The 21,575-nt window shown below is 50.0% G+C and carries 10 protein-coding genes; 6 read left to right on the forward strand and 4 right to left on the reverse strand.

The window, feature by feature from the left end; genetic code table 11:
• The first annotated feature begins 161 nt into the window (after positions 1-161).
• Genes HB364_RS25190 through HB364_RS25215 form a run of 6 tightly spaced genes read left to right on the forward strand, consistent with a single transcriptional unit; the run spans position 162 to position 17,941 of the window.
• Complete coding sequence (locus tag HB364_RS25190) at positions 162-4,538, forward strand: hypothetical protein (RefSeq protein ID WP_167291122.1); 4,377 nt, start codon at positions 162-164, stop codon at positions 4,536-4,538.
• A gap of 22 nt (positions 4,539-4,560) precedes the next feature.
• Entirely contained in the window at positions 4,561-6,633 is a 2,073-nt protein-coding gene (locus tag HB364_RS25195) for a fibronectin type III domain-containing protein (RefSeq protein WP_167291123.1), read from the forward strand.
• 14 nt (positions 6,634-6,647) lie between these two features.
• On the forward strand, positions 6,648-10,859 hold the full coding sequence (locus HB364_RS25200) for a hypothetical protein (protein ID WP_167291124.1): 4,212 nt from the start codon (positions 6,648-6,650) through the stop codon (positions 10,857-10,859).
• Between the two features lie 19 nt (positions 10,860-10,878).
• Positions 10,879-12,654, forward strand: coding sequence for a hypothetical protein (locus tag HB364_RS25205; RefSeq protein ID WP_167291126.1), 1,776 nt, complete (start codon positions 10,879-10,881; stop codon positions 12,652-12,654).
• Positions 12,655-12,690: 36 nt separating this feature from the next.
• Positions 12,691-17,298 (forward strand): fibronectin type III domain-containing protein, encoded by a 4,608-nt coding sequence (locus HB364_RS25210; RefSeq protein ID WP_167291127.1) that lies wholly within the window; start codon positions 12,691-12,693, stop codon positions 17,296-17,298.
• A gap of 1 nt (position 17,299) precedes the next feature.
• The gene (locus HB364_RS25215; RefSeq protein WP_167291129.1) at positions 17,300-17,941 is read left to right on the forward strand and encodes a hypothetical protein; all 642 of its coding nucleotides are present in this window, start codon (positions 17,300-17,302) and stop codon (positions 17,939-17,941) included.
• 4 nt (positions 17,942-17,945) lie between these two features.
• On the opposite strand, the gene HB364_RS25220 is transcribed toward HB364_RS25215, so the two are convergent.
• From HB364_RS25220 to HB364_RS25235, 4 genes are all read right to left on the reverse strand, one after another.
• Positions 17,946-18,716, reverse strand: coding sequence for a slipin family protein (locus HB364_RS25220; RefSeq protein ID WP_167291131.1), 771 nt, complete (start codon positions 18,714-18,716; stop codon positions 17,946-17,948).
• 15 nt (positions 18,717-18,731) lie between these two features.
• Positions 18,732-20,006 carry an NfeD family protein gene (locus tag HB364_RS25225; protein WP_167291133.1) on the reverse strand — a complete coding sequence of 425 codons (1,275 nt, stop codon included), beginning with the start codon at positions 20,004-20,006 and terminating at the stop codon, positions 18,732-18,734.
• Between the two features lie 83 nt (positions 20,007-20,089).
• Positions 20,090-21,172 (reverse strand): WD40/YVTN/BNR-like repeat-containing protein, encoded by a 1,083-nt coding sequence (locus tag HB364_RS25230; protein ID WP_167291135.1) that lies wholly within the window; start codon positions 21,170-21,172, stop codon positions 20,090-20,092.
• Positions 21,173-21,239: 67 nt separating this feature from the next.
• Positions 21,240-21,512 carry a MoaD/ThiS family protein gene (locus HB364_RS25235; RefSeq protein WP_167291136.1) on the reverse strand — a complete coding sequence of 91 codons (273 nt, stop codon included), beginning with the start codon at positions 21,510-21,512 and terminating at the stop codon, positions 21,240-21,242.
• Positions 21,513-21,575: the final 63 nt, after the last annotated feature.

Here is a 21,575-nt window from a genome sequence, read left to right on the forward strand (position 1 = left end):
GGGGTATTTCTTCCTCAGACTAAAGGAAACCCTTAGACGGTAAATGGGTAAAAAGGAGATATATTAAAAAAATAACTGGCTTCTGGTTGCAAAACCGGAAGCCATTTTATATTTTTCGTATATACTTTATTGTATAAGACCATTAACCTTTATCCCATTCTATGAAAATCAATCCTTGGTTGATCCGTAACCTATGGCTGCTCATAGTGCTTGCCGCTCCCTTAGCCGGCAGGGCCAATATAGCAGATACACCCGCGGTTACTTCCAAAATTGCCGCCACCTTTGATAAAATAAAAGGAGAGAACAGGTTTGTGGGCGAGTTTAAGGAAGGAGATGAAGCCTCACTCCCCATGGGCATTCTCAAAGAGATCAACGGTAAGACCTACATTATCGCCATAGATCAGGCCCGTTTTACACCCCGTGGCGCCTTCTTTAATATATATGCCCGGCTCACCTTGCCCGGCACTTCCGAAGAACTATCCTTTGCTGCTATTGATGTTGCTTTTACGCCTGGAGGCATTGCTGCCGCTGCAGGCACCAAATTACAATTGGTTAGTACACATTCCATTCGAATCAGTGATAAGGTGGACCTGGTATTGCCCGGCGATAAAGGCAATTACATTGAATGGGATTGCAGTGGCTTTAAAAGCGTGAACCTCAAGGGACAGTTTGAATTCAAACGGGGCTTCCTGGAACCGCTCGATGAGCGGGAAACCAAAGTGACAGCCACTTTCCAGTTAAATGCCAAAGACCTGCACAACATACTGGCCCGTGTTGACATGACGCCCTTCACCATTGCCGGCATGCGCGATTTTGCCTTTGAAGTGAAAGAGGCGGTGATAGACATGAGTGACATTGCCAATCCCGAGAGCCTGATGCTCACTGGTAATGACCTGGCTGCCTGGGATGGCGATGCCAACTTATGGAAGGGCTTTTACCTGAAAGAGCTTAGTGTACTGCTGCCAACAGAACTGGCCAATGACCGGGGTGAACGGCCGGTTATCCGCGCTTCCAACATGACCATTGATGACAATGGCGTGTCTGGTAAGTTCAGTGCGGCCAATATTATAAAGCTGGGCGATGCGGATGCAGGCGGATGGCCGCTGAGTGTAGACTATGTGGAGGTGCAGTTGCAACACAACCGGCTGGTGGGCGGTACGCTGAAAGGAGACGTGAATGTTTCCTTCCTGGGCGATGCACCGGTGCGCTACCTGGCCGCTATTGAAACAAGACAGGACGATACCTATTATGCCTTCGCCCTCGAAATAACAGAAGAGAAAAAGTTCAGTTGCTTTGCCGGCGACATTTATTTGTTTCCCAACAGCCAGGTAAAAATTGAAAAATACAAGGGACGATTTATTCCCAGCGCTGTACTGCATGGTAAACTCGATATTAATAAAGGACTGCTGAAAGCACCCGGTATCAGTTTCCAGGACCTCACACTGAGCACACAGAAGCCCTATGTACACAAAGGCGCCTTAAGCCTGCATGGCAGTGTGGGTTTTAAAATAGGTAATTTCCAATGCAGCCTGGATGATCTCACGCTGGGCCTCTCATCGGGCCAGTTTGCCATTGGCACCCATGTGCGCATGAGCCTCATGAACTCAGAAGACAAGGGCTTTGCCGCCACCACCGGCGTAATTGTATTGGGCAGTGTGAAGGAAGAGATACAAACCATTAATACCGGCAAATACGTTGTTGAAAAAACTCGTACCCGCTGGACGTTTGATAAAGTAAAGGTGGGAGATATCGCCATCAACTGCAAGACCACGGCATTCGAACTGGAAGGCGCGGTATCCCTCTTTGATGATCACCCTGTATATGGTAATGGCTTCAAGGGCAAGCTGTCGCTCAAACTGCCGGCGCTGCCCGCGAAGATCGTGGCGCATGCGATGTTTGGCGCCAAAGACGATTACCGTTACTGGCATGTGGATGCCTTTGTGCCCATCCGTATTCCGCTGGCCTCCGCCTTCTCCATCCGGAGATTGTTGGGTGGATTATCCTACCACATGGAACGGCCGCCTGCAATGGACCCGTATAGTGTTCCGGACGCACCGGATTCAACCGGCACGACGAATGCCGATGAACTATTGTCCTATGTACCATCGCGTGAGGCAGGGCTGGGCTTCCTGGCTGGTGTTACCATTGCCACCGAACCTACCCCCACCGTATTTAATGCCGACGTGATGCTGGAGATCATGTTCTCCACATCGGGAGGCTTGCGCTACGTGCAATTTGATGGCGCGGGTTATTTCTTCGCCAACATGAACGAGGGCAAGAAAGGTGAAGAAGCCAAGGCGCCTATAACCGCCAAAGTGTACATGCGGTTCGACAATACCAACAAAAGCTTTCATGCCAGTGTAAAAACCTATATCAACATCTATGAGATCATAAAAGGGACCGGCCCCAACAACCTCGCGGTGGAAGCGGTCATGCACTTTGATCCGCAGGAATGGTGGATGTATGTAGGACGTCCTTCCCAGATGATGGGATTGAATATTGCTGGCCTGGCCACCATACAAAGTTATTTCATGGCAGGTACCAGGGTGGAAGATATGCCGCTGCCACCGCCGGAAGTAACCAGCGTACTGGACATCGGCGATGGCAACTTCATGGCCCAGGAGAATGCCATGTCTACCGGCCGGGGCATTGGCTTTGGCGCACACTTTAAAGTATCGGTGGGCATTGGCAAGGACAAAGGCTTTATCTATGCCTACCTCGGTGTAGGCGCGGGAGCAGATATCCTGTTGCGTGACTATGGCGAGGCGCGATGTAAGGGCAGCAGTGATCCCATTGGTATCAACGGCTGGTATGCTTCGGGTCAGGCGTATGCTTACCTGCAGGGGCGGGTAGGGGTGCGTGTGAAAATACTGGGCCGGAAAAAAGAATTTGATATCCTGTACCTCGCCGCCGCGGCTTTATTGCAGACCAAACTGCCCAACCCTGCCTGGATGCGCGGTGTGATTGGTGTGAAATACTCTATCCTGGGCGGTTTAGTGAAAGGAAAGGCCAGTCTCAAAATGGAGATCGGCTCACAATGTGAGATCGTGAGCGGTAAAGAGATTGACATAAAGGTCATCAATGATATTCAACCCGGCGATCTGTCCAGGGACATCAGCGTATTCAGTGCACCGCAGGTAGCCTTTAACATCCCGGTGGAGAAATCATTCAGCATGATGAACAATGAAGATGTGGTAACCACTTACCAGATAAAGCTGGATGAATTTAAGTTGAGCGATAAAAAGACCGGCGACATCAAAGGCGAACTGGAATGGAATGAAGGAAAGGACGCCGCCACGCTGAACTTCCGCGACATATTGCCGCCGGATGCTGAGCTCATGGCTGCTGTAAAAGTGCACATTGAAAAATGGACAGGTTCCTCCTGGGTAGCGCTTACAGAGAACGGTAAAGTGGATTATGAAGTTAAAGCAGTTAGCTTCCGTACAGGCAGCGCGCCCGGTAACATCCCGGTGGAAAACATTGCGTACAGCTACCCCGTACGTCAACAATTCAACTTCTATACGAAAGAATACAACCGTGGTTATGTGAAACTGAAAAGAGGACAGCCTTACCTCTTCACAGAAACTGACAACAACGGAAGCTGGAAATACTATGCCCGTTTTGAAACCACGGATGGCAATGTCATCAATGCGCCCATGGCCTACGATGTGAACAAAGCGCAACTGGATTTTGAGATACCGGATAACCTGGCGGCGGAAACCATCTACCGCCTGGGTATTGTGAAGGCGCCGGCCAATGCAGTGTCGGTCAACAACAATGTAACGGCACAAAGCACAACGGTAGTGGAGGGCGAAGACGAGACCACTGTTACCGAAAAAACATTGAAAGGCGTAGCGCTGGCAGCCACAGAGACTTCCCTGATGGAAGCTACTTTCAGGACCAGTAAATATGCCACTTTCCGCGAGAAGATGGACGCAGCTTCCAATAGCATGGACCTGCTGGATATTGCGACGGATTATGTGCCGGTCATCGGCAAGCGGTTCGACAGCTATGAAACCTTTGACCGCTTTGAGCTGTCCGGCGATGGTGGTAAAGTATCGCCCTTACTCTTTGCCAAAGCAGCTGTATCGGGCAACTGGTTACAGAACAAGATCGTGCCGCTCCTGTACCAGTCGTACCCGATGGATAAGGATGTGACCATCGAGCAGCGTGATGTGCGCCTGCTGGGCTCGCCGCCATTGCTGGCAGTAAGTGTGTTCAACAACGATCCGGCTCATTATCAGCTAACCAATGAAGCCGTGAATGCAGGTATGGCTCCGGGCATGGCCGGCCGCTTCAGGATCATGTACTTCCTGTCGTACGTAAGCTACCAGGACTACCATGAGCTGCTGTCGAAAGCAGTGGTCAAATACCTGTCGGGCAACACGGGTGCTGTTCCGGCATCCATCAGTCAACTGATGACGACCACTTATCCGGAACTGGAACCCAATCAGCAGTACCAGGTAGAGCTGAATTACCGCTTGCCCGGTACCAATACAGTAACATCAACCATTAATTACAATATCCTGTATAGATAAGACCAACCCATTAACCTAAACTATGAAAACATTAAACCATTGGGCGTTAGCTGCCTGCCTGTTGTACACGGGCGTGGCTGTTGGCCAGCAAAAAGAGCACCGCATCATTGCATTGGCCAATCCCCGCCACGACTCCATTGTCATACGGTGGGCGCCTGCCAGCCAGGTGGCCTGGCAAACCGGCAACAAATACGGTTACTTCATTGATCGTTTTGTGGTGGCGCGTGATGGTAAAGCAGTGGAGCTAACCAATCAGCAACCGCAGCGGTTGCGTGCAGCGGCCCTCCGCCCATTGCCCGAAGGGGAAATGGAATTGCTGGCTGCCAAAGACGACCGGGTGGCCCTGGTAAAAGATGCTACCTGGAGCAAGGACTTCCAGCTTTCTTCTCCGGAAAAGAACTTAGGCGATTACATTACCCAGCGGGGCGAAGCAGATATGCGCTTTGGTTTTGTACTGCTGGCCTGCGACCTTTCACCGGTGGCAGCCAACGCAGCCGGTCTGCGTTTTGTAGACAGAACAGTAAAAAAAGGGGAACGGTATGCCTATAAAATATCCGTAGCGCAGCAACCGAAAGGAGCGGCTATAGAACCGGCCGTTTGTGTCACTTCCCTGCAGGAGCCCATTAAGCTTTCTCCACCGAGAGAGTTCTCTGTGCAGTTTGGCGATAGCCTGGCTGTGCTGCAATGGCTGTCCAATATTGATAAAGGTATCTACACAGCTTATATGGTAGAGCGGTCGCTGGACGGGAAAAAGTTTACACCTGTCACCGACCTGCCGGTGATCTATTCCGGCGACAAAGCAGATCAGTCATTCAGTTACTTCAAAGATTCACTGGCCGATAATGAAACCACTTATTACTATCGCGTGAAAGGCTTAACGCCTTTCGGGGAGTCAGGCCCTTATTCTACCATTGCCCACGGGCAGGGAGCGCCGGCTTATGAAAAGCCGTTCATTGATTCCATTGCAGCCATTGACAATAAAAAGATCTACCTGCAATGGCACCTTGCTGCTTTGTTAAAAAACAAAGCCCAGTCCATTGTGATCACAAGGGCCGGTAAAGCGGCAGGACCGTATAAAGACGTATCACCGGTGCTTGACCGCAAGACGGTTTCCTGGACCGATGAAAAGCCGATAGCAGATGCTTACTACCGGCTGAAGATCAAAACTGTTGATGGACGTACCGTTTACTCGCTGCCGCAACTGGGGCAGGTGATGGATACAGAACCGCCGGCGATGCCGGCAGGCGTAAAAGGAACCATCGACAGTATGGGCATTGTGCGCCTGGAATGGCAGCCCAACAAAGAAACCGACCTGCAGGGATACCGCATCTTCCGTACCAATGCAGCCCACGAAGAGTTTTCAGAAGTCACCAGGCGTATCCTGAAAAAGAACAGGTTTACAGATACCATTAAGATGCAAACACTGTCGGAGAAAATACTGTATCGTGTGGTGGCGGTAGATAAGACATTCAATCCATCAGACTATTCGGATACCTGCACGCTGGTGCGTCCCGACAAAATAGCGCCTGCGGCCCCGCTCTTTACCTATGGCCGCATGCAGGATACGGTCCCCGGTATCTTATTGCAATGGCGCAACAGCCGGAGCGACGATGTGGTAAAGCAGGCATTGTACCGGGTAAATGCAAAGATTGGTTCCGCCAACAGGGAAAGGATACTGCTGGACAGTGGCAACAGTCTGCATGAGTGGCTGGATACGGCTGTACAGGCCGGCAGCACCTATTACTATGAGATCATTGCGGTTGATGAAGCAGGTAATCAATCGAAAGACCGGAGCGGTGATATCCTGTATGAAACAGGCTGGCGTCCGGCCATTAAAGACGTGAAAGCAATGGCCAACCGGGAAAAGCAACAGATCCAGGTGGAATGGAAATACGGCCAGCAAGCAGCCATCTACTACGTGTACCGCTCCGTCAATGACCAGCCCTGGCTGCTGTTTAAAAAACTGGCAGGTACACAAAAAACAGTAACTGATGATGAAATAAAAATAGGCAACAGGTATGCTTACAAAATAAAAGCGGCATGGAAGGAAGGAAAAACAACCATGATGAGCAAGCCTGTTACCGTTGACTATTAAACCTACATCATTCTATGAGAAAACTATACAAGCAATGGACGATGCTCCTGCTCTGCATAGCATCGGGCTGTTCAGTAGCCATGGCCCAAATACGGGTAGAGATCATGGTGAAATCGGTATACGTGGATTATACCATGGACTCTGATGGTTCCTACGGCGGACGGTTCCGTTTTTACTACGATGTAGCTGAAGACCGCTGTGGCCCCTTGCTGCATCCCTTTTGTGGCGATCATGACAAACGTTGTATACGCACAGATGGTAAGTTTTTTTCAGGCGATATCTGGACACCACTTAATATCATCACGCTGCCGGCAAACAGAACTACCTTTACGCTGCACATGCGTACCCACCATGAGCGGCAGAAAGACTGTCCCAGCAGGTCCAGTGAAGAATGTACCGTGGAAAACCTCGGTTGTGGTCACCCCGACAGGCATGAAATGACAACCAGTATGGGCGTTAGCCTGGCCGATTTTCAGCCGGGCGTCTGGACTTCATTAGGCAGGATGACCAACCAGGATGATGGGCTGGCCTATGCCGATCTGCTCATCCGTTATTCTGTTCCCAAACCGGAAAAACCAGCACCGCAGCCCAACCCCTCATCGACTACCTTTTGTGCCCAGGATGTGCTGGAGCTGTCAACCAACGTGCTGCCCAATAATACTGGTCTGCAATACCAATGGCAGTATGCCAAACAAAGCGAAGATTATGAGATCTGGAATCCCGACAAGGACCCGCAAAACTATGAGGACCCGATGTATGGTTGCGGCCACTGGGAATATGATCCCTGGGAAGGACAGATCTGGGTATGGGGAGGCGACTGTCACCTGCCGGATTATATTACTGTTCACAACTGGCGGTCTCTGCCGGTTACCAATAGCAGCACCGACCGTTTTGCGCAGTTCACGCCGCTGCAGGCTATCTTCAACAACAACATTACCGAAAGGTCCAATGTATACTTCCGTACAACGGCCACCAGCCCGGAAGGATTGGTGAGCCCCTGGTCTGATATGTCTGTTTACACCATTCTACCTGCGCCACCTACACTGACTATGTCGGGTGTAGACATCAAACCGTCCTGTATATTTCCCAATAACGGGCGGGTGACCATTCCCTACAATGCCATCAGTACGCCTTTTACACAGGTGCGCTGGTTGCTGAAGAATGGTCACTTTAACAATGGTACCTGTACCATTGTGTTTAACGGGGATGGCACTATTACCAGTACCTGCGGTAACATTGAGTCGCAGAGCAATGGGCTCATCAACGTACCGAAATCGGCTGCAGATGCACCGATCATTATTGATAACTTACCCAAAGGACAGTACACCTTATGGCTCATCAATCCCGGCGAAAACTCAGGCGCCTGTTATACACCGGTAAACATTACCATTGGTGAATACCCGGCCCTTACGCTGGATTCGCTATATGCCAGTAACATTTCCTGCTTCGGGGCCAGTGATGGCGTCTTACGCTTGCGGGCAGGTGGTGGCGATGCTACAGGTGGTTACCAGTTTAAACTGGTGGCTAAAAATCACCCTGCTTTAAGTTTTGATTTTACTACTATCTCAGGAGATGTATTTGAGCGTACCGGTTTGCCGGCCGATGAGTACACCGTGTCTATGAAAAACGCGTGTACGCCGGAAAAATCATTCACCATTGTACTCACAGAGCCAATAAGAACAAGGGGAGCGGCTGTATTCAATCAGCCCACTTGTTACAATCCTGCCAATGGAAGCGTGGTGCTGGATGTATCACAAGGCATGGGTAACTATACTTACCAGTTATGGAATGGAGGTAGTACACCCGTTAAAGAAACAGTGGCTGTTGCTGCCACGCACCTGGTGTTTGATCAGTTGGCGCCGGGCACTTACACCGCAAAAGTGTTGGATGCCAACCGGATGAGCTGTCCGGGCTGGGATACTACCGTGGCGCTCGTGGCGCCGCCGGTACTGGGCACCACGGACTTGCAGGTAGATAGTGTTACCTGTTATGGTGGGGCAGATGGCGTGGTCAAAGTGAAAGGCACAGGCGCCACTGGCCGGTATGTATTTACCCTGCAGCGTAATGGAACTACCGTGAGCACGAATACGGATGGTACGTTCAGCAACCTTACTGCCGGCACTTATTCCCTGATCACGTCAAGACCGGCCGATGAAAGCTGTAATGATACTTATGTTCAAACCATCATAGTACCACAACGAAGCCCATTAAGCGTGGCGTCGCTGACGGTGGTGCCGGTTACCTGTAACGGGCAGGACAACGGCAGCATCCGCGTAGGGGCTGGTGGTGGCTCCGGTAGTTATGCTTATTACTGGGAGTACTGGAATGGTACGGCCTGGCAAAACAATCCTTTCTGGTTTGCAACCGATATACAGATCAGCGATCTGAGGCCGGGCAGGTACCGCGTGTCCATTTCAGATAAAAGATCTGCCGCCAACTGTAAAATTGTTTCAGAAGAGATCACCATCACCGAACCGGCTGTGCTGTTGATTGCAAATGTACAACCCACCGATGCGGCCTGTAAGGACGACGGCGGGCGTATTAAGATCACAGCTACCGGTGGTAATGGCGGTTACCAATACTATTATTCCATTGGCGACAGGCAGCATTATACCTTGTTCACAGAAAATACGCCGCTCACCGAGAATGGTGATTACTATGTAAAAGTAGTGGATGCCAAGGGCTGTTTCGTGGAAAGTGATGGCGCGTATTCCATCAGCCTGCCACCTATACCGATGGCATTTACCCTCGAAGCGTCCGACTACGAAGGTTGGTCGGTAAGTTGCTTCAACGGCAATAATGGCCGTATCACCATTGCGGCCAGCGGAGGCAGCGGCAGTGGTTATGAATACCAGCTCGGCAATGGCGCCTTCCAGTCTACACCTGTATTTGAGCAACTGGCTGCCGGTCAATATACAGTTACGGTGAAAGACCTGCGCGGATGTGTGATCAGTAAAACCATTACCCTCACGCAGCCGGCAGTGCCTGTACTGGGTGCCATTATTGACAAGAAAGAAGTAGACTGTCCGGGTACGCCTACCGGCTCATTCCGTATCACAGCACAAAACGGGCGTGCTCCTTACCAGTACAGTATTGACAATGGCGCTCACTTCCAGGATGACAATGCCTTTACCAACTTAACCACAGGGACCTACCAGGTAGTGGTAAAAGATAAATACAATTGTACCTGGACTACCAGCGTAACCATTGTATCGCTCATTACACCGGTACAGTTTACGCACAACATCAAGCATGTTTCCTGCCATAATGGAAATGATGGTGCAGTAACTGTGACGGCTACTGCGGGTGTAGCGCCTTACCAGTACCAGTGGGAAAACATGAACAATCAAACCAGTCAGCTTACTGCACTGAAGGCTGGTAACTATATGTTGCATCTTACGGATGCTGCGGGCTGTCTGAACCATGATACTGTTACCATTCAACAGCCGGCGGCTGCTCTATCGGCAGTAGTGAAAACCCAGCCGGTATGTGTGGGCAGCAAGGGGAACATAGCAGTCACCGCCACCGGTGGCACACCGCCTTACCGGTATTCAGCCGGCAACAATACCTTCCAGGACGATCCGGTACTGGGCAATCTCAGCGCCGGAACTTATACCGTAGTCATAAGGGACCATAACAATTGTGAAGCATCCTATACGGCGGTTATCAATCCGGCCAATGCGATGCCGGAGATCAACTTCCTGGTGGCTTCTGGTAAAAATGCGCTGGATACACTCGTGATCAGGGAGATTTCCCTGCCGGCGCCGGATTCCGTGCAGTGGAGTTTTGATCCGGCCGCACAGGTACTGGATGCAGGGCCATCGCCACGCATTAAATTCAGTCAGGCGGGCAATTATTGGGTATCCATGACAGGTCACTTCAAAGGTTGTGCTTATACCTTGCGTAAAACCATCTATATAAATCCTTATGATCCCGATGCTGGATTAGTATATACGCCGCCTGTGCATATCATAGATACCGTGGTCTTATTCCCCAATCCCAACAGTGGTCAGTTCTCGGCGCGGGTAAAAATGAGCCGTAAGCAAAAACTGATCATGATCATACAGGACATGGGAACAGGCCGTGAAGTGATGCGCAGGTCGTACAACCCGTCACTAATTACGGAAGACCAGTTCACGCTGGGTAGTGTAGCGCCTGGTACCTATGTGTTGCGCGTGATCACAGAGAATGATAGCAGGGATGTATTGTTTATAATAAACAGATAACCCAACCGAACCTTAACCGATGAAAAAGACGCATAAACAACTGGTAATACTCCTGCTTTCCCTGGCAGTCCAGCGCACCCTCCACGCACAGGCGCTGGACGAACTGGGCGTGAAGAAAGGGATTAAGATCAATGGTTCCATCAGTGCCAATACCGTGGCGTATACGGCATCCGGCATTGATTCCCGGCGAGATCCGTTCAACTGGTTCCTGCAGGGAAACCTGAACATTAATCTCTTTGGTTACAACATGCCTTTCTCCTTCAGCTATAGTAACCAGGGAAGGCAGTTTGCCCAGCCTTTTAACCGGTTCCAGTTTGCGCCTTCCTACAAATGGGCGCGTGGCTATTTCGGTAATACCAGCATGACATTCAGCAACTACACACTCGCCGGCCATATGTTCAATGGAGTGGGAGTGGAGCTGAGTCCGGGTAAATGGAGACTGTCGGGCATGTATGGTACCCTGCAAAAAGCAGTGGCATTTGATGTGAACAATAAAGAAACCTACAACAGTGCCGCCTTTACCCGCAAAGGCTGGGGATGGAAAGCGGGTTATGAAGACAAAGGCAATAGCTATAGCATTAGCTTTTTCCGGGCAAAGGATGATACTACTTCCCTGGCTTTTGTTCCACCGGATGCCAACCTGACGCCCCGTGAGAACACGGCGATTGCAGTAGCGGTGAAACAGAACATTGCCCGTCGTGTGTTTGCCGATGTGGAGTATTCTGTATCTGTACTGAACCGGGACCTGCGGGCGGTCAAAACCTCAGCCGACAGTATGCAGGGCAGCTTTAACCTGTTCAAAAACGTATTATCGCCCACCGCGTCGGCTGTATACTTCGATGCCGTACAGGCGGGGCTGGGGTATACCGGTAACTTCTACAGTGTCCAGGTACGCTATGAACGGGTTGCGCCGGGCTATACTACACTGGGTGCTTACAATGTGGTCAATGATATGCGCAACATAACCATGGCACCCACGCTACAATTGTTCAATAGCCGGGTACAGTTGGCGGGTAATGTCGGCATACAAACCAATAACCTCGATAAATCCAAAACCAGTTCCACCCGTCGTTTTGTAGGAAGTGGAACGATCGGTGTAATGCCCAATGAACATTGGATGATCAATGCTTCTTATTCCAACTTCAGTACCTATACACGCGTGCGCCCGGTACATGATCCTTACTTCAACAATCCACTGGATTCGCTCAACTTTTACCAGGTAAGCACCAGTTACAATGGGGTAGTGGCTTACCAGTTTGGCAGCAAGACCGTTAAGCATGGACTCATGCTCACAGTGAACTACCAACTGGCCAGTGATGCGCAGGAGGCCCAACAGCCGGTACAAACACAGAAAAGCAACTTCTATACCGCCAATGCGGGGTATAGCTATAACCAGTTGGAAAAGGGGATGACCTTTACGGCCGGCGGCAACTATTACATACAGGAAATGCCGGGCATGCGCACCTATTTCACCGGCCCTACGGTGAGTGCCGGCAAAACGGTATGGAAAAAGAAATTGCGGCTCAATGCCTCTTCGGCCTATAACATCACAAAGGCCATCGTGAACAATGCCAGCACCCGCAACAGTGTATGGAATGGCACGTTGCAGGCGGCCTTTACACCGCAGAGCGGGGAGCAGCAAGCTGCCACCACTGCTACGACCACCAATAGTAAAAAAATAACAGGTAGACATAGTCTCAATGCAGGGCTGAACTTTTTGCACCAGCAGGCGGTAACCACCCGCCCCGCCTTTACAGAACTGACTGTAACGGTTGGCTATAACTGGAGCTTTTAACAGCCGCCTGCGTCAAGAACCTAAAAAGATATCCTGATGAACCTGAACCACCTTATCCGAAGAAAAATAAACCGGCTTACCGCTAAGTGGCTGGCCGTTGTTACCATCTGCATGGCAGGGATGTTGGCGCAGCTACCGGCTGCCGCTCAAACCATTCACCCTGTTACGGCTTCTTTGCAACTGGTGCCGCCCTACAGTGTGTACCTGGCCGATTATGCAGCACCGGGCAATGATAAGCTGCGGGTGATCCTGACGCTGAATGACCTGAGCCAGGCTTCCTATACCATCCGCCTGCGTATAAAGGTGGAGCTCAACGGCCGTACCATCATGCAAACGGACCCTGCCTGGCGTCCTTCGGGTATTACCCTCTTACCGGGCATGCCACAGGTGATAGCAGGTGCTCAGTTACAGGACTACCTTGTCACCAATCACTTACAATTCCTCGACGGGTTCAGCAAGGACAATTATGAACGTACCAAAGCCCTGCCCGAGGGGGCCTACCGGATATGTATCATGGCCTATGATTACTACCGGAATGACAATGTAGCCGTGAGTAATGAAGGATGTAACATCTTCTTCTTTCAGAAAAAAGAGCCGCCGGTACTCAACACGCCTTTGTGTAATACCCGGGTGGACAGGAAAGATCCGCAGTTCCTCACCTTCAACTGGAGCATGCGCAATACGCCTTCTCCCTTTGCAGGTGCCTCGGGTACAGGTTATCGCTTTGAACTTTTTGAAGTAAGGCCCGCGGGCAGTAATCCGGAATACATTGTGCGCAGCAGCAAGCCCGTTTATACAGCTACTACCGATGGATTGATGCTGGTATATGGTCCCGGCGAACCGCGCCTGATGGACAGCATGCAATATGTATGGCGGGTACAGGCTTTTGACAAAGACGGACGGGATGCGTACCAGAACAACGGGTATAGTCCGGCCTGTGTATTCACCTACGGAGGTGTGGACCCCTTCATGGCCGCCAATATAGGCCGGCCGGAACTGTTTGGTGAATCCTTGGGTGAGCGCAGTGGTAAATGGTGGTGGCATATCAGCAATGGCAAAACGGTGGATGGATGGAACATTCAATACCGTAAGCAGGCAGCCACTAGCAACAAGAACGATGCCCATGAATGGAACAAACAATACGTGACTGATTCGTTGTTACACTTGTTCAACCTGGAGTCGGAGAATACCTATGAAGCGCAGGTGCAGCCGGTCATACGGGGCATTACCGGCTCCTGGAGTGAAACCGCGGTATTTAAAACATTGCCCAAAAGAGTATATGAGTGCGGCAAAAATGATACGGCTGCCTTTGGATTGGGACAAGCCGGAGCTGGTCAGCCCCTGAACAGTGCAGTAGCAGGTATGGTGATCAGGGTAGGAGACTTTGACATGCAGCTGTTGCAGGTATCGGGCGGCAATGGCCGCTTCACCGGGTATGGTGCGGTAGCTACACCTTTGCTGGGCCTGCGCCTGAATGTAAAGTTTGCCGATGCGGTGATCAATGACCGTTTGCAGCTTACGCAGGGAGAAGTCATAGCACTGAGTGATGGCATTGACGCCTGGATAAAAGACCGCACACAGGTAGGCAGGGACGTGGATGTCATAAAAGGCTGGACAGAAAAGATGCCTGATTTTGAAACGGCATCACTGCCTGTGCTGATCGACTTTGCCCGTGAACTGCTGGGTATCAGCGACGATATCTGGAAAGATACCTATGTATTTACAGAAGCAGAACGTAAGGATGTACAGGATGCCCTGGCAGAAGTGAAGGCAGCCATGAAGGACCTGGAAGATGGCAACCCGGACAATGATGCCGCTGCAGAAAAGAAGCTGCGCACCACCCTCAAAAAAGCCAGACCCCTGCTGGAAAAGCTGAGCAATAACATTGGCAAAGGGGTATTGGTAAGATTGGGACTGACAAGGAAGAAACTCTACAAAGCTGTTGTATCTAATTATATCAAAGAGATAAAGGCCCTTTCAGGCAATGTGTTCAATAGACCGGCAACCAGTGATATGGCCATGCATGGACCTGCCTACGAGGAAGATCACTGGATGTTCATGGCCGGATTGCCTGCCTGTATCAAAGCGCTGGATAAATCCCGGCAGGAACAACTGGCTGGTTACTTACAGCAAAAAATAAGTGTTGATACTGAATGGGACAAGTATGTGGAAACACTGCAGGAGAAAATAGCCGGCAAGCAGGCGGATGAACAATTTTTTGATAAAGTAGAAAAGGATATAGACGCAGCCGGAAAAAACAAAGCTGATCTTACGGTGGAAAGCTGGAGCCAGGACAATGGCAATAGCTGGAACGAAACCAATGAGCGTTTCTGTACCTATGTGCTGGAAGAGTTTGACGCGGCCCAACAGGAAATGCAATTGCTGAACAGTTTGGTGGTTGACTTTTCGACAAACCTAAGTGAGCTCAGTAAAGACGAAGGGGAATATATACTTAATTATGGTGCGAAGGTCCGTCTCAAAAAAGGATTGCAATATACCGATGGAAAGGTGAAGGTAGACGGCAAAACCTATGTACCTATACATGGCGCCCAGGAGCATGATTTCAAAGGATTTTATGAGGAGACAATACTGAGGGGCATTGAGAAAACGCCGGGTAAGGACTCTTATAACATTGATACCCTGAATAAACGGATGGCATGGCTCGATCAAAGCTATTATGAAAAAATAAGTGAGCTGAGCCGCGTTTATGCAAGAGAGTTCTTTAATAATGCCATACGCAACCAGGCGCTCAACCGGTCAAAAGCACTGGAAATAGCCGCCTGGCTGGACAAGATCAATGAAAGTGTATATGATCAGTACCTCAAGCTGGCATGGGCAGATCGCAGCGAACAGGAAATAGGCTTATACGAAATGGGCTTTAGCCTGGGAAGCTGGCAGGATTTTGAGGCAGCTATTAAAGAGTTCATTCTTATCGTTAATAATAAGAACGCGGCCTTATCTGCTGCGGCCAAACAATGGTATGGTGCTACCACGTTGGAGTATAAAGACCCGATCAGGGAAAAGATCATCAAAAAGATCTTATGGCAGTTTAAAGACCAGGATTACTTAAACCTCTCCATTACACTGCGCGACAGTGTGCTGTTTATACTGAATGCAGGCAACCTGCATAGCTGGAACCTGGGTGATAAGATTGCTATGCAACTGGTCATCAAAGTAGATTCGCTGCAACAGAAAGCCTGGATGGAATTGCTGACGAAAGGCAACCGGTTACGCGAATTATTTAGCCATGTTGATGGCGATGAATTCAGTGAGATGATCCTGGGCCTCAGCACCATGGTCGTTAAGCACTTTAAGCGGCCAGCCAACTTCCTGCCGGAGGATGCTATCCTCAAAGGCAGGTACCTGCCTTTCAAAGAAGGATTGTTCACCGGCTATGTGCTAAGTAAATGGATTGATGCCAATGGCTACATCAGTTTAAGCACCCGCCCTCAAATATCGTTCGATCAGAAAGACGCTGAAGGCATTAAGGCGACAGAATGGGTGTACATCGATTTCAAAAGTTCGTTTAAACTGAATGACAACCTTACTTTCCGTAAGGGTGGCAGGCAGGCTATGCCGGCCCTGTTGGCCTATGCGCTCTTTAATGAAGAACAAAACAGGCGCCGCTGGGATGCCGCTAAGTTCACCCTCGACGTAGCGTTGCTGTTTACCGGTGTAGGGGAGATCAATGCGGCTATACAAGCGGGTACCAAGCTGGAAAGGGCTATCCGGATCACCAAAGCGGTAGCTGACATAGGACTTGGTCTCGGTGATATTGTAGTGAATGACGTACTGGCTACCAAACTGAACGGGACGAAGGAAGGCAAGGAGTTTTTGGATACCTGGAATACCATCCAGTTGTATTATGGATTGGGCAGTGTAACCACTGAAATAGGATTGTATGCCAGGAAGCTGTACAAGCAGGGCAAGCTGTTGAAGGATATGAATAACGGTATGGCGTTTAGTGATGAGCTGAAGGAGGAACTGGATGATGTAATGGATGGTGTGAAAAAGGAAACCGGCGTGGCAGATGATGCAACAACCACCACAACGACACCGGCGAAAGTGGTGCCGGCCTGGGAAACTTACCTGAGGAGTCTCGGTTATTCAATGTTTGAAGAAATTGACGGAAATGTTTTCTTCCGGGATGGCATGGGCCGCCTGGGAAGAGTAACCGATAAAACCCAGCCAGCCCAAATTGACTGGTTTACACAACTGTCTGGCGGCAGCTGGCAGGTACACCAGCAAAATGCCTCGGCTTATCTCCGGTTCAAATATGGCAATAACGTATTTCAGCAACTGAAAGTAAAAATTCACCATGTGAACGGTAGTTCCGTAGATTGCTACCTGGATGATGTGGTATTGACCAATAATGGCAGCTACATTATTTCAGATGCCAAGCATAGCCAGCAGGCACAAATTGTAGATGGCGTATCGGTTCCACAATACACGAAGAATCAAACGGACGGCTATCAGTGGATCATTGACGGAAGTGCCGCCAGGATAGAAGTGATTGGCTATAAGGGCGGGGTAGTAATTCCTAAAGGTGTGGATCTGTTGCCTGCTCTTGAGAATAAAATCCTAATATTGACCAACGATTCAAATGGTATTTTGACCGAACTTTCGACCTTTAGAACAAGATGATATGACAAAGCAAGTGGTAAATAAAGCATTACTGGATATGGCACAGCCGGTATTGGAGCCATTAGGGTTTAAAAAAAAGAAAGGGACCGACGGCTGGACTTTTCTTAAGGTAACAGACTTTGGATACAATGAGGTTATTTTGCCGGTATGGCAATACGGAGCAATATCTTATGTGGGCGCATTCTTTATGGTCAGGTTGGATGTCCTGAATAAGGTATTTCTCCCTTTCAGTTCATTCGTGGTAAAAGAGGATGATCAGTCTATGACCTTAGGCGCCGACATTGGAACTTTTGGTTATAAGGATGATCATAAGATCAAGACTGAAACACCGGAAGAACTGGCGGCTGCCATTGAAATGTTGAAAGGCATGATGGTAGATCAGGGACTGCCATTTTTTGAACGGTTTACCACCGTTGCTGATGTAGATAAGGAATTCAATCGGGAAAACAGGCCGAAAGGACTGTACTGTCATGATATCACCCAGCGGCCGGTGGTTGCCCTTACCGCCGCTGCCTTGAATAAAAACCCGGCATTTGATCATTGGGAAAAATATTACCGGGAAGCGCTGCAGCAGGCCACTCCTGTCCTCAAAGAAAAATATGAGCGACTGGTAGTTCATTTGCGGCAGCAAGTATTATCATAGCCGCTCACTTACTACCCTCGCTGTGTAAAAAAGGCTTCAGCAGGTCAATAGGTACGGGGAAGATAGTAGTGGAATTATTTTCTGTGGCTATCTCCCGTAATGTTTGCAGGTAGCGTAAGGTCAGGGCGCTGGGTTGATCGGCCAGGATCTTCGCGGCATCGGCCAGGCGCTGGGAAGCCTGGAACTCTCCCTCGGCAGCAATGACCTTACTCCGGCGTTCCCTTTCCGCTTCTGCCTGTTTGGCCATGGCGCGCTGCATCTCCTGCGGCAGGTCGATCTGCTTTACTTCTACATTGGAGACTTTAACGCCCCAGGGCTCCGTATTGGAGTCAATGATCTGTTGCAGCTTGTGGTTGATCTTTTCACGCTGGGAAAGCAGGTCGTCCAGCTCCGACTGACCCAGCACACTGCGCAAAGTAGTTTGAGAAAGCTGGGAAGTGGCTACCAGGAAATTCTCTACGCCTACAATGGCTTTTTGTGGTTCAATCACCCGGAAATAAACCACTGCATTTACCTTGATGGAAACATTGTCCTGCGTAATAATATCCTGGGTGGGTACGTCCATCACTACGGTGCGCAGACTTACCCTTACCATTTTATCAATCACCGGGATCAGTAAAATGAGCCCGGGACCTTTTACCCCGTTGCCGCCGATCAAACGGCCGAGCCGGAAAACCACGGCCCGTTCATATTCCCGCAGGATACGAATGGCATTGGCCAGCAACAGAATAGCAAATAAAGCAATTACAATAGCTACCACCGGATACTGTCCCATATTATTGATTTTATATTAAGCTTCCGTTCTTTCAACATACAATGTCAGGTTCCTCATTTCCCTCACCCGCACTTTGTCTCCTTTATCAATCCTGCCTGTTAGGGATACCGCATTCCATACTTCTCCCTGGAACATAACAGTGCCTGCAGGGTCCAGTATATCCAGTGCGTAGGCAATAGCGCCCACCAGGCCTTCCAAGCCGGTAACGACCTTTGCCCGCTGCGCCCTTAATCCCATGCCCACCACAAAAAGGAAGAACAAGGTGGTAGTCACCGTAAAAGCAATAATAACGATCCGGGATATCCGCACAAACTCCAGGGACGACTGGCTCCTGATCAACATCAGCGAGCCCAGCAGTAGTGATACGACGGCGCCAATACCCAATACTCCATGACTGGTTATTTTGATCTCCAGTATAAACAGGATGATGGCAAAAATGATCAGCGCCAGTCCGGCATAATTAATGGGCAGGGTATGCATGGAGTAAAAAGAAAGGATCAATGAAATGATGCCAATAACGCCTGGCAGGATAGCACCGGGATTGTACAGCTCAAACATGATCCCGTACAGGCCCAGCAGCATCATAATATAGGCGATGCTGGGATCACTGAGCACATTCAATATTCTTTCTATAAAGCTCATGCTGTAGGGCACTATCCGGGCATCTTTTGTGTGCAGGGTAACGGTGGTGGCAACCAACTCCACCTGCTTGCCATGCACCTGGTCCAGCAGGTCCTCTTCGTGGAAGGCAATAAGATCAATTACGCCTTTCTGCAGCGCTTCTTTTTCGGTGATGGATACACTGTTGCGTACGGCATCTTCGGCCCACTGCACATTGCGGTTGCGTTTTTCGGCAATGGCCCGGATAAAAGCAGCGGCATCATTCGTTCCTTTTGCATTCATGATGGAATCGGTTGATGGCTGAAAGCTTACCGGGTGTGCTGCACCGATATTGGTGCCGGGGGCCATAGCGGCAACATGGGCAGCCAGTGTAATAAAGGCCCCTGCCGAACCCGCATGGGCGCCGCCCGGCGCCACATACACGATGACGGGTACCGGCGATTCCAGCATACTGCTCACGATGATCCGGGTGGATTGCAATAAACCACCGGGCGTATTGAGGTGAATGAGGAGACAGGTGGCTTTTTCCTCCTTGGCTTTTTGGATGCCATCACGGATATAATCGGCTACTACAGGGTTAATAGCGCCATCAATCTTCAGGGAGATAACCGTTTGCGCAGGCAATACGATCGGAAGAAAGAAAAAGCAATATGGTAAGAGATGTTTCACATAACATCTGTTGACAAATGCAACAGTAACTGTTGCCTGAAAGAACTACTGTAATTTACTGAATTCCGGCCATAATCAATCATTTAGTCCACAAACTGCACTGAATACACCATCGGCAGGTAGTTATTGATTACCTGCCAGCTTTCGCCTTTGTCAGGAGAAAAGAAGAAATTGCCGGTAGTAGTGCCAAAGGCTACCCCATTACCGGAACTGGCCAGTGCATGGCGGTAAACAATATCAAAACAGTTCTCCTGCGGCAGTCCTTTTCTTTGTTCCCTCCAGGTTTTGCCGCCGTCATCAGTACGGCAAATGCAAAGCGCTCCCTTAATAGCGGTCCGCGTCATATCACTATTGGCAGGCGCCACCCATGCCTGATCGGGATTGTCTTCCGCAACGGTGATGGCAAAACCAAAACGGGCGGGACCTTCCGGCTCCCCAATATCATCCCAGCTTTGGGCGCCATTGACAGAGCGAAAAATACCGCAATGGTTCTGTTGCCACAGGTTGTCCGGATCGCCCGGTGCGGCTACCAGTATATGCGGATCATGACCCATTTCTGCATAAGGGTCGGGCAGGAAATCGGCACGCAGGCCTTTGTTGCGCACGGCCCAGGTTTTACCACCATCGGCCGTTTCAAATACGCCAGCGCAACTGATGCCGATATGAATATGGTTCTCATCCCGTGGGTCTACTATAATGGAGTGGATGCCGGGCAAGTCGCGGCCACCACCAAACCAGCCTTCCTTACGGGTGGGATGGTTCCACAGGGATTCTACCAACTGAAAGCTGGTGCCTTCATCTTCGCTCACAAACAGGCCACCGGGATCAGTGCCTGCCCATATCTTGGAAGGAAAGCTTTTACCGCCATGCGCCATAGACCATATATAACGCGTGGTGGCTGGCTGGCCATCTTTTACTTCCGCGCCTTCGGGATAGGCAGGCGCGGCTACTTCTTCCCAGGTAGCGCCCCGGTCTTTGGAGCGGTGTAGTTTCACGCCCCAGTGTCCATGATCAAGGCAGGCCCACCAGGTACCGTTGCGTGGGTCGGCATAGGCAATAGAGACCGGTACGCCTTCAAAGGAAAGATTTTCTGTTTTCCATTGGCCATTTTGAAAATGATAGGCAATAAATCCTTTACGGGTGCCCAGCAGGATCGTTGATTTCATGATTGTTGTGTTTACGTGTGTCAGAGTTTACCCCGCTCTGCGGGGCTGAGGGTGACAACTATGAGTATTATCCTCCGGATAAAGCTTGCATAATATAGATCTCACTGTTTTCGGAAAACGGATCGCTCAGGGTGGTCCTGTCTTTGATCATCGTGCCGTCAATAAAAATATTCACATGTTGCCGCAGCTTCCCCTGCTCATCCAGCACATAACTGCGCACGCCGGGATAGCTGCTTTCCATTTCTTCCAGTACAGCAGCCAGCGTATCCCCTTGGGCCGCTGTCTGCTGTAAACCAGGAAAAAACCTTTTTAATGCGTATGTGAACTTTACGGTCGGCATAATTTAATGCGTGTTATAACACTGTCGAAAGTTGTCAAAGCCTACTTCCCTCGTTGCCTTACT

This window comes from Paraflavitalea devenefica (assembly GCF_011759375.1).
Taxonomy (GTDB): Bacteria; Bacteroidota; Bacteroidia; order Chitinophagales; family Chitinophagaceae; genus Paraflavitalea; species Paraflavitalea devenefica.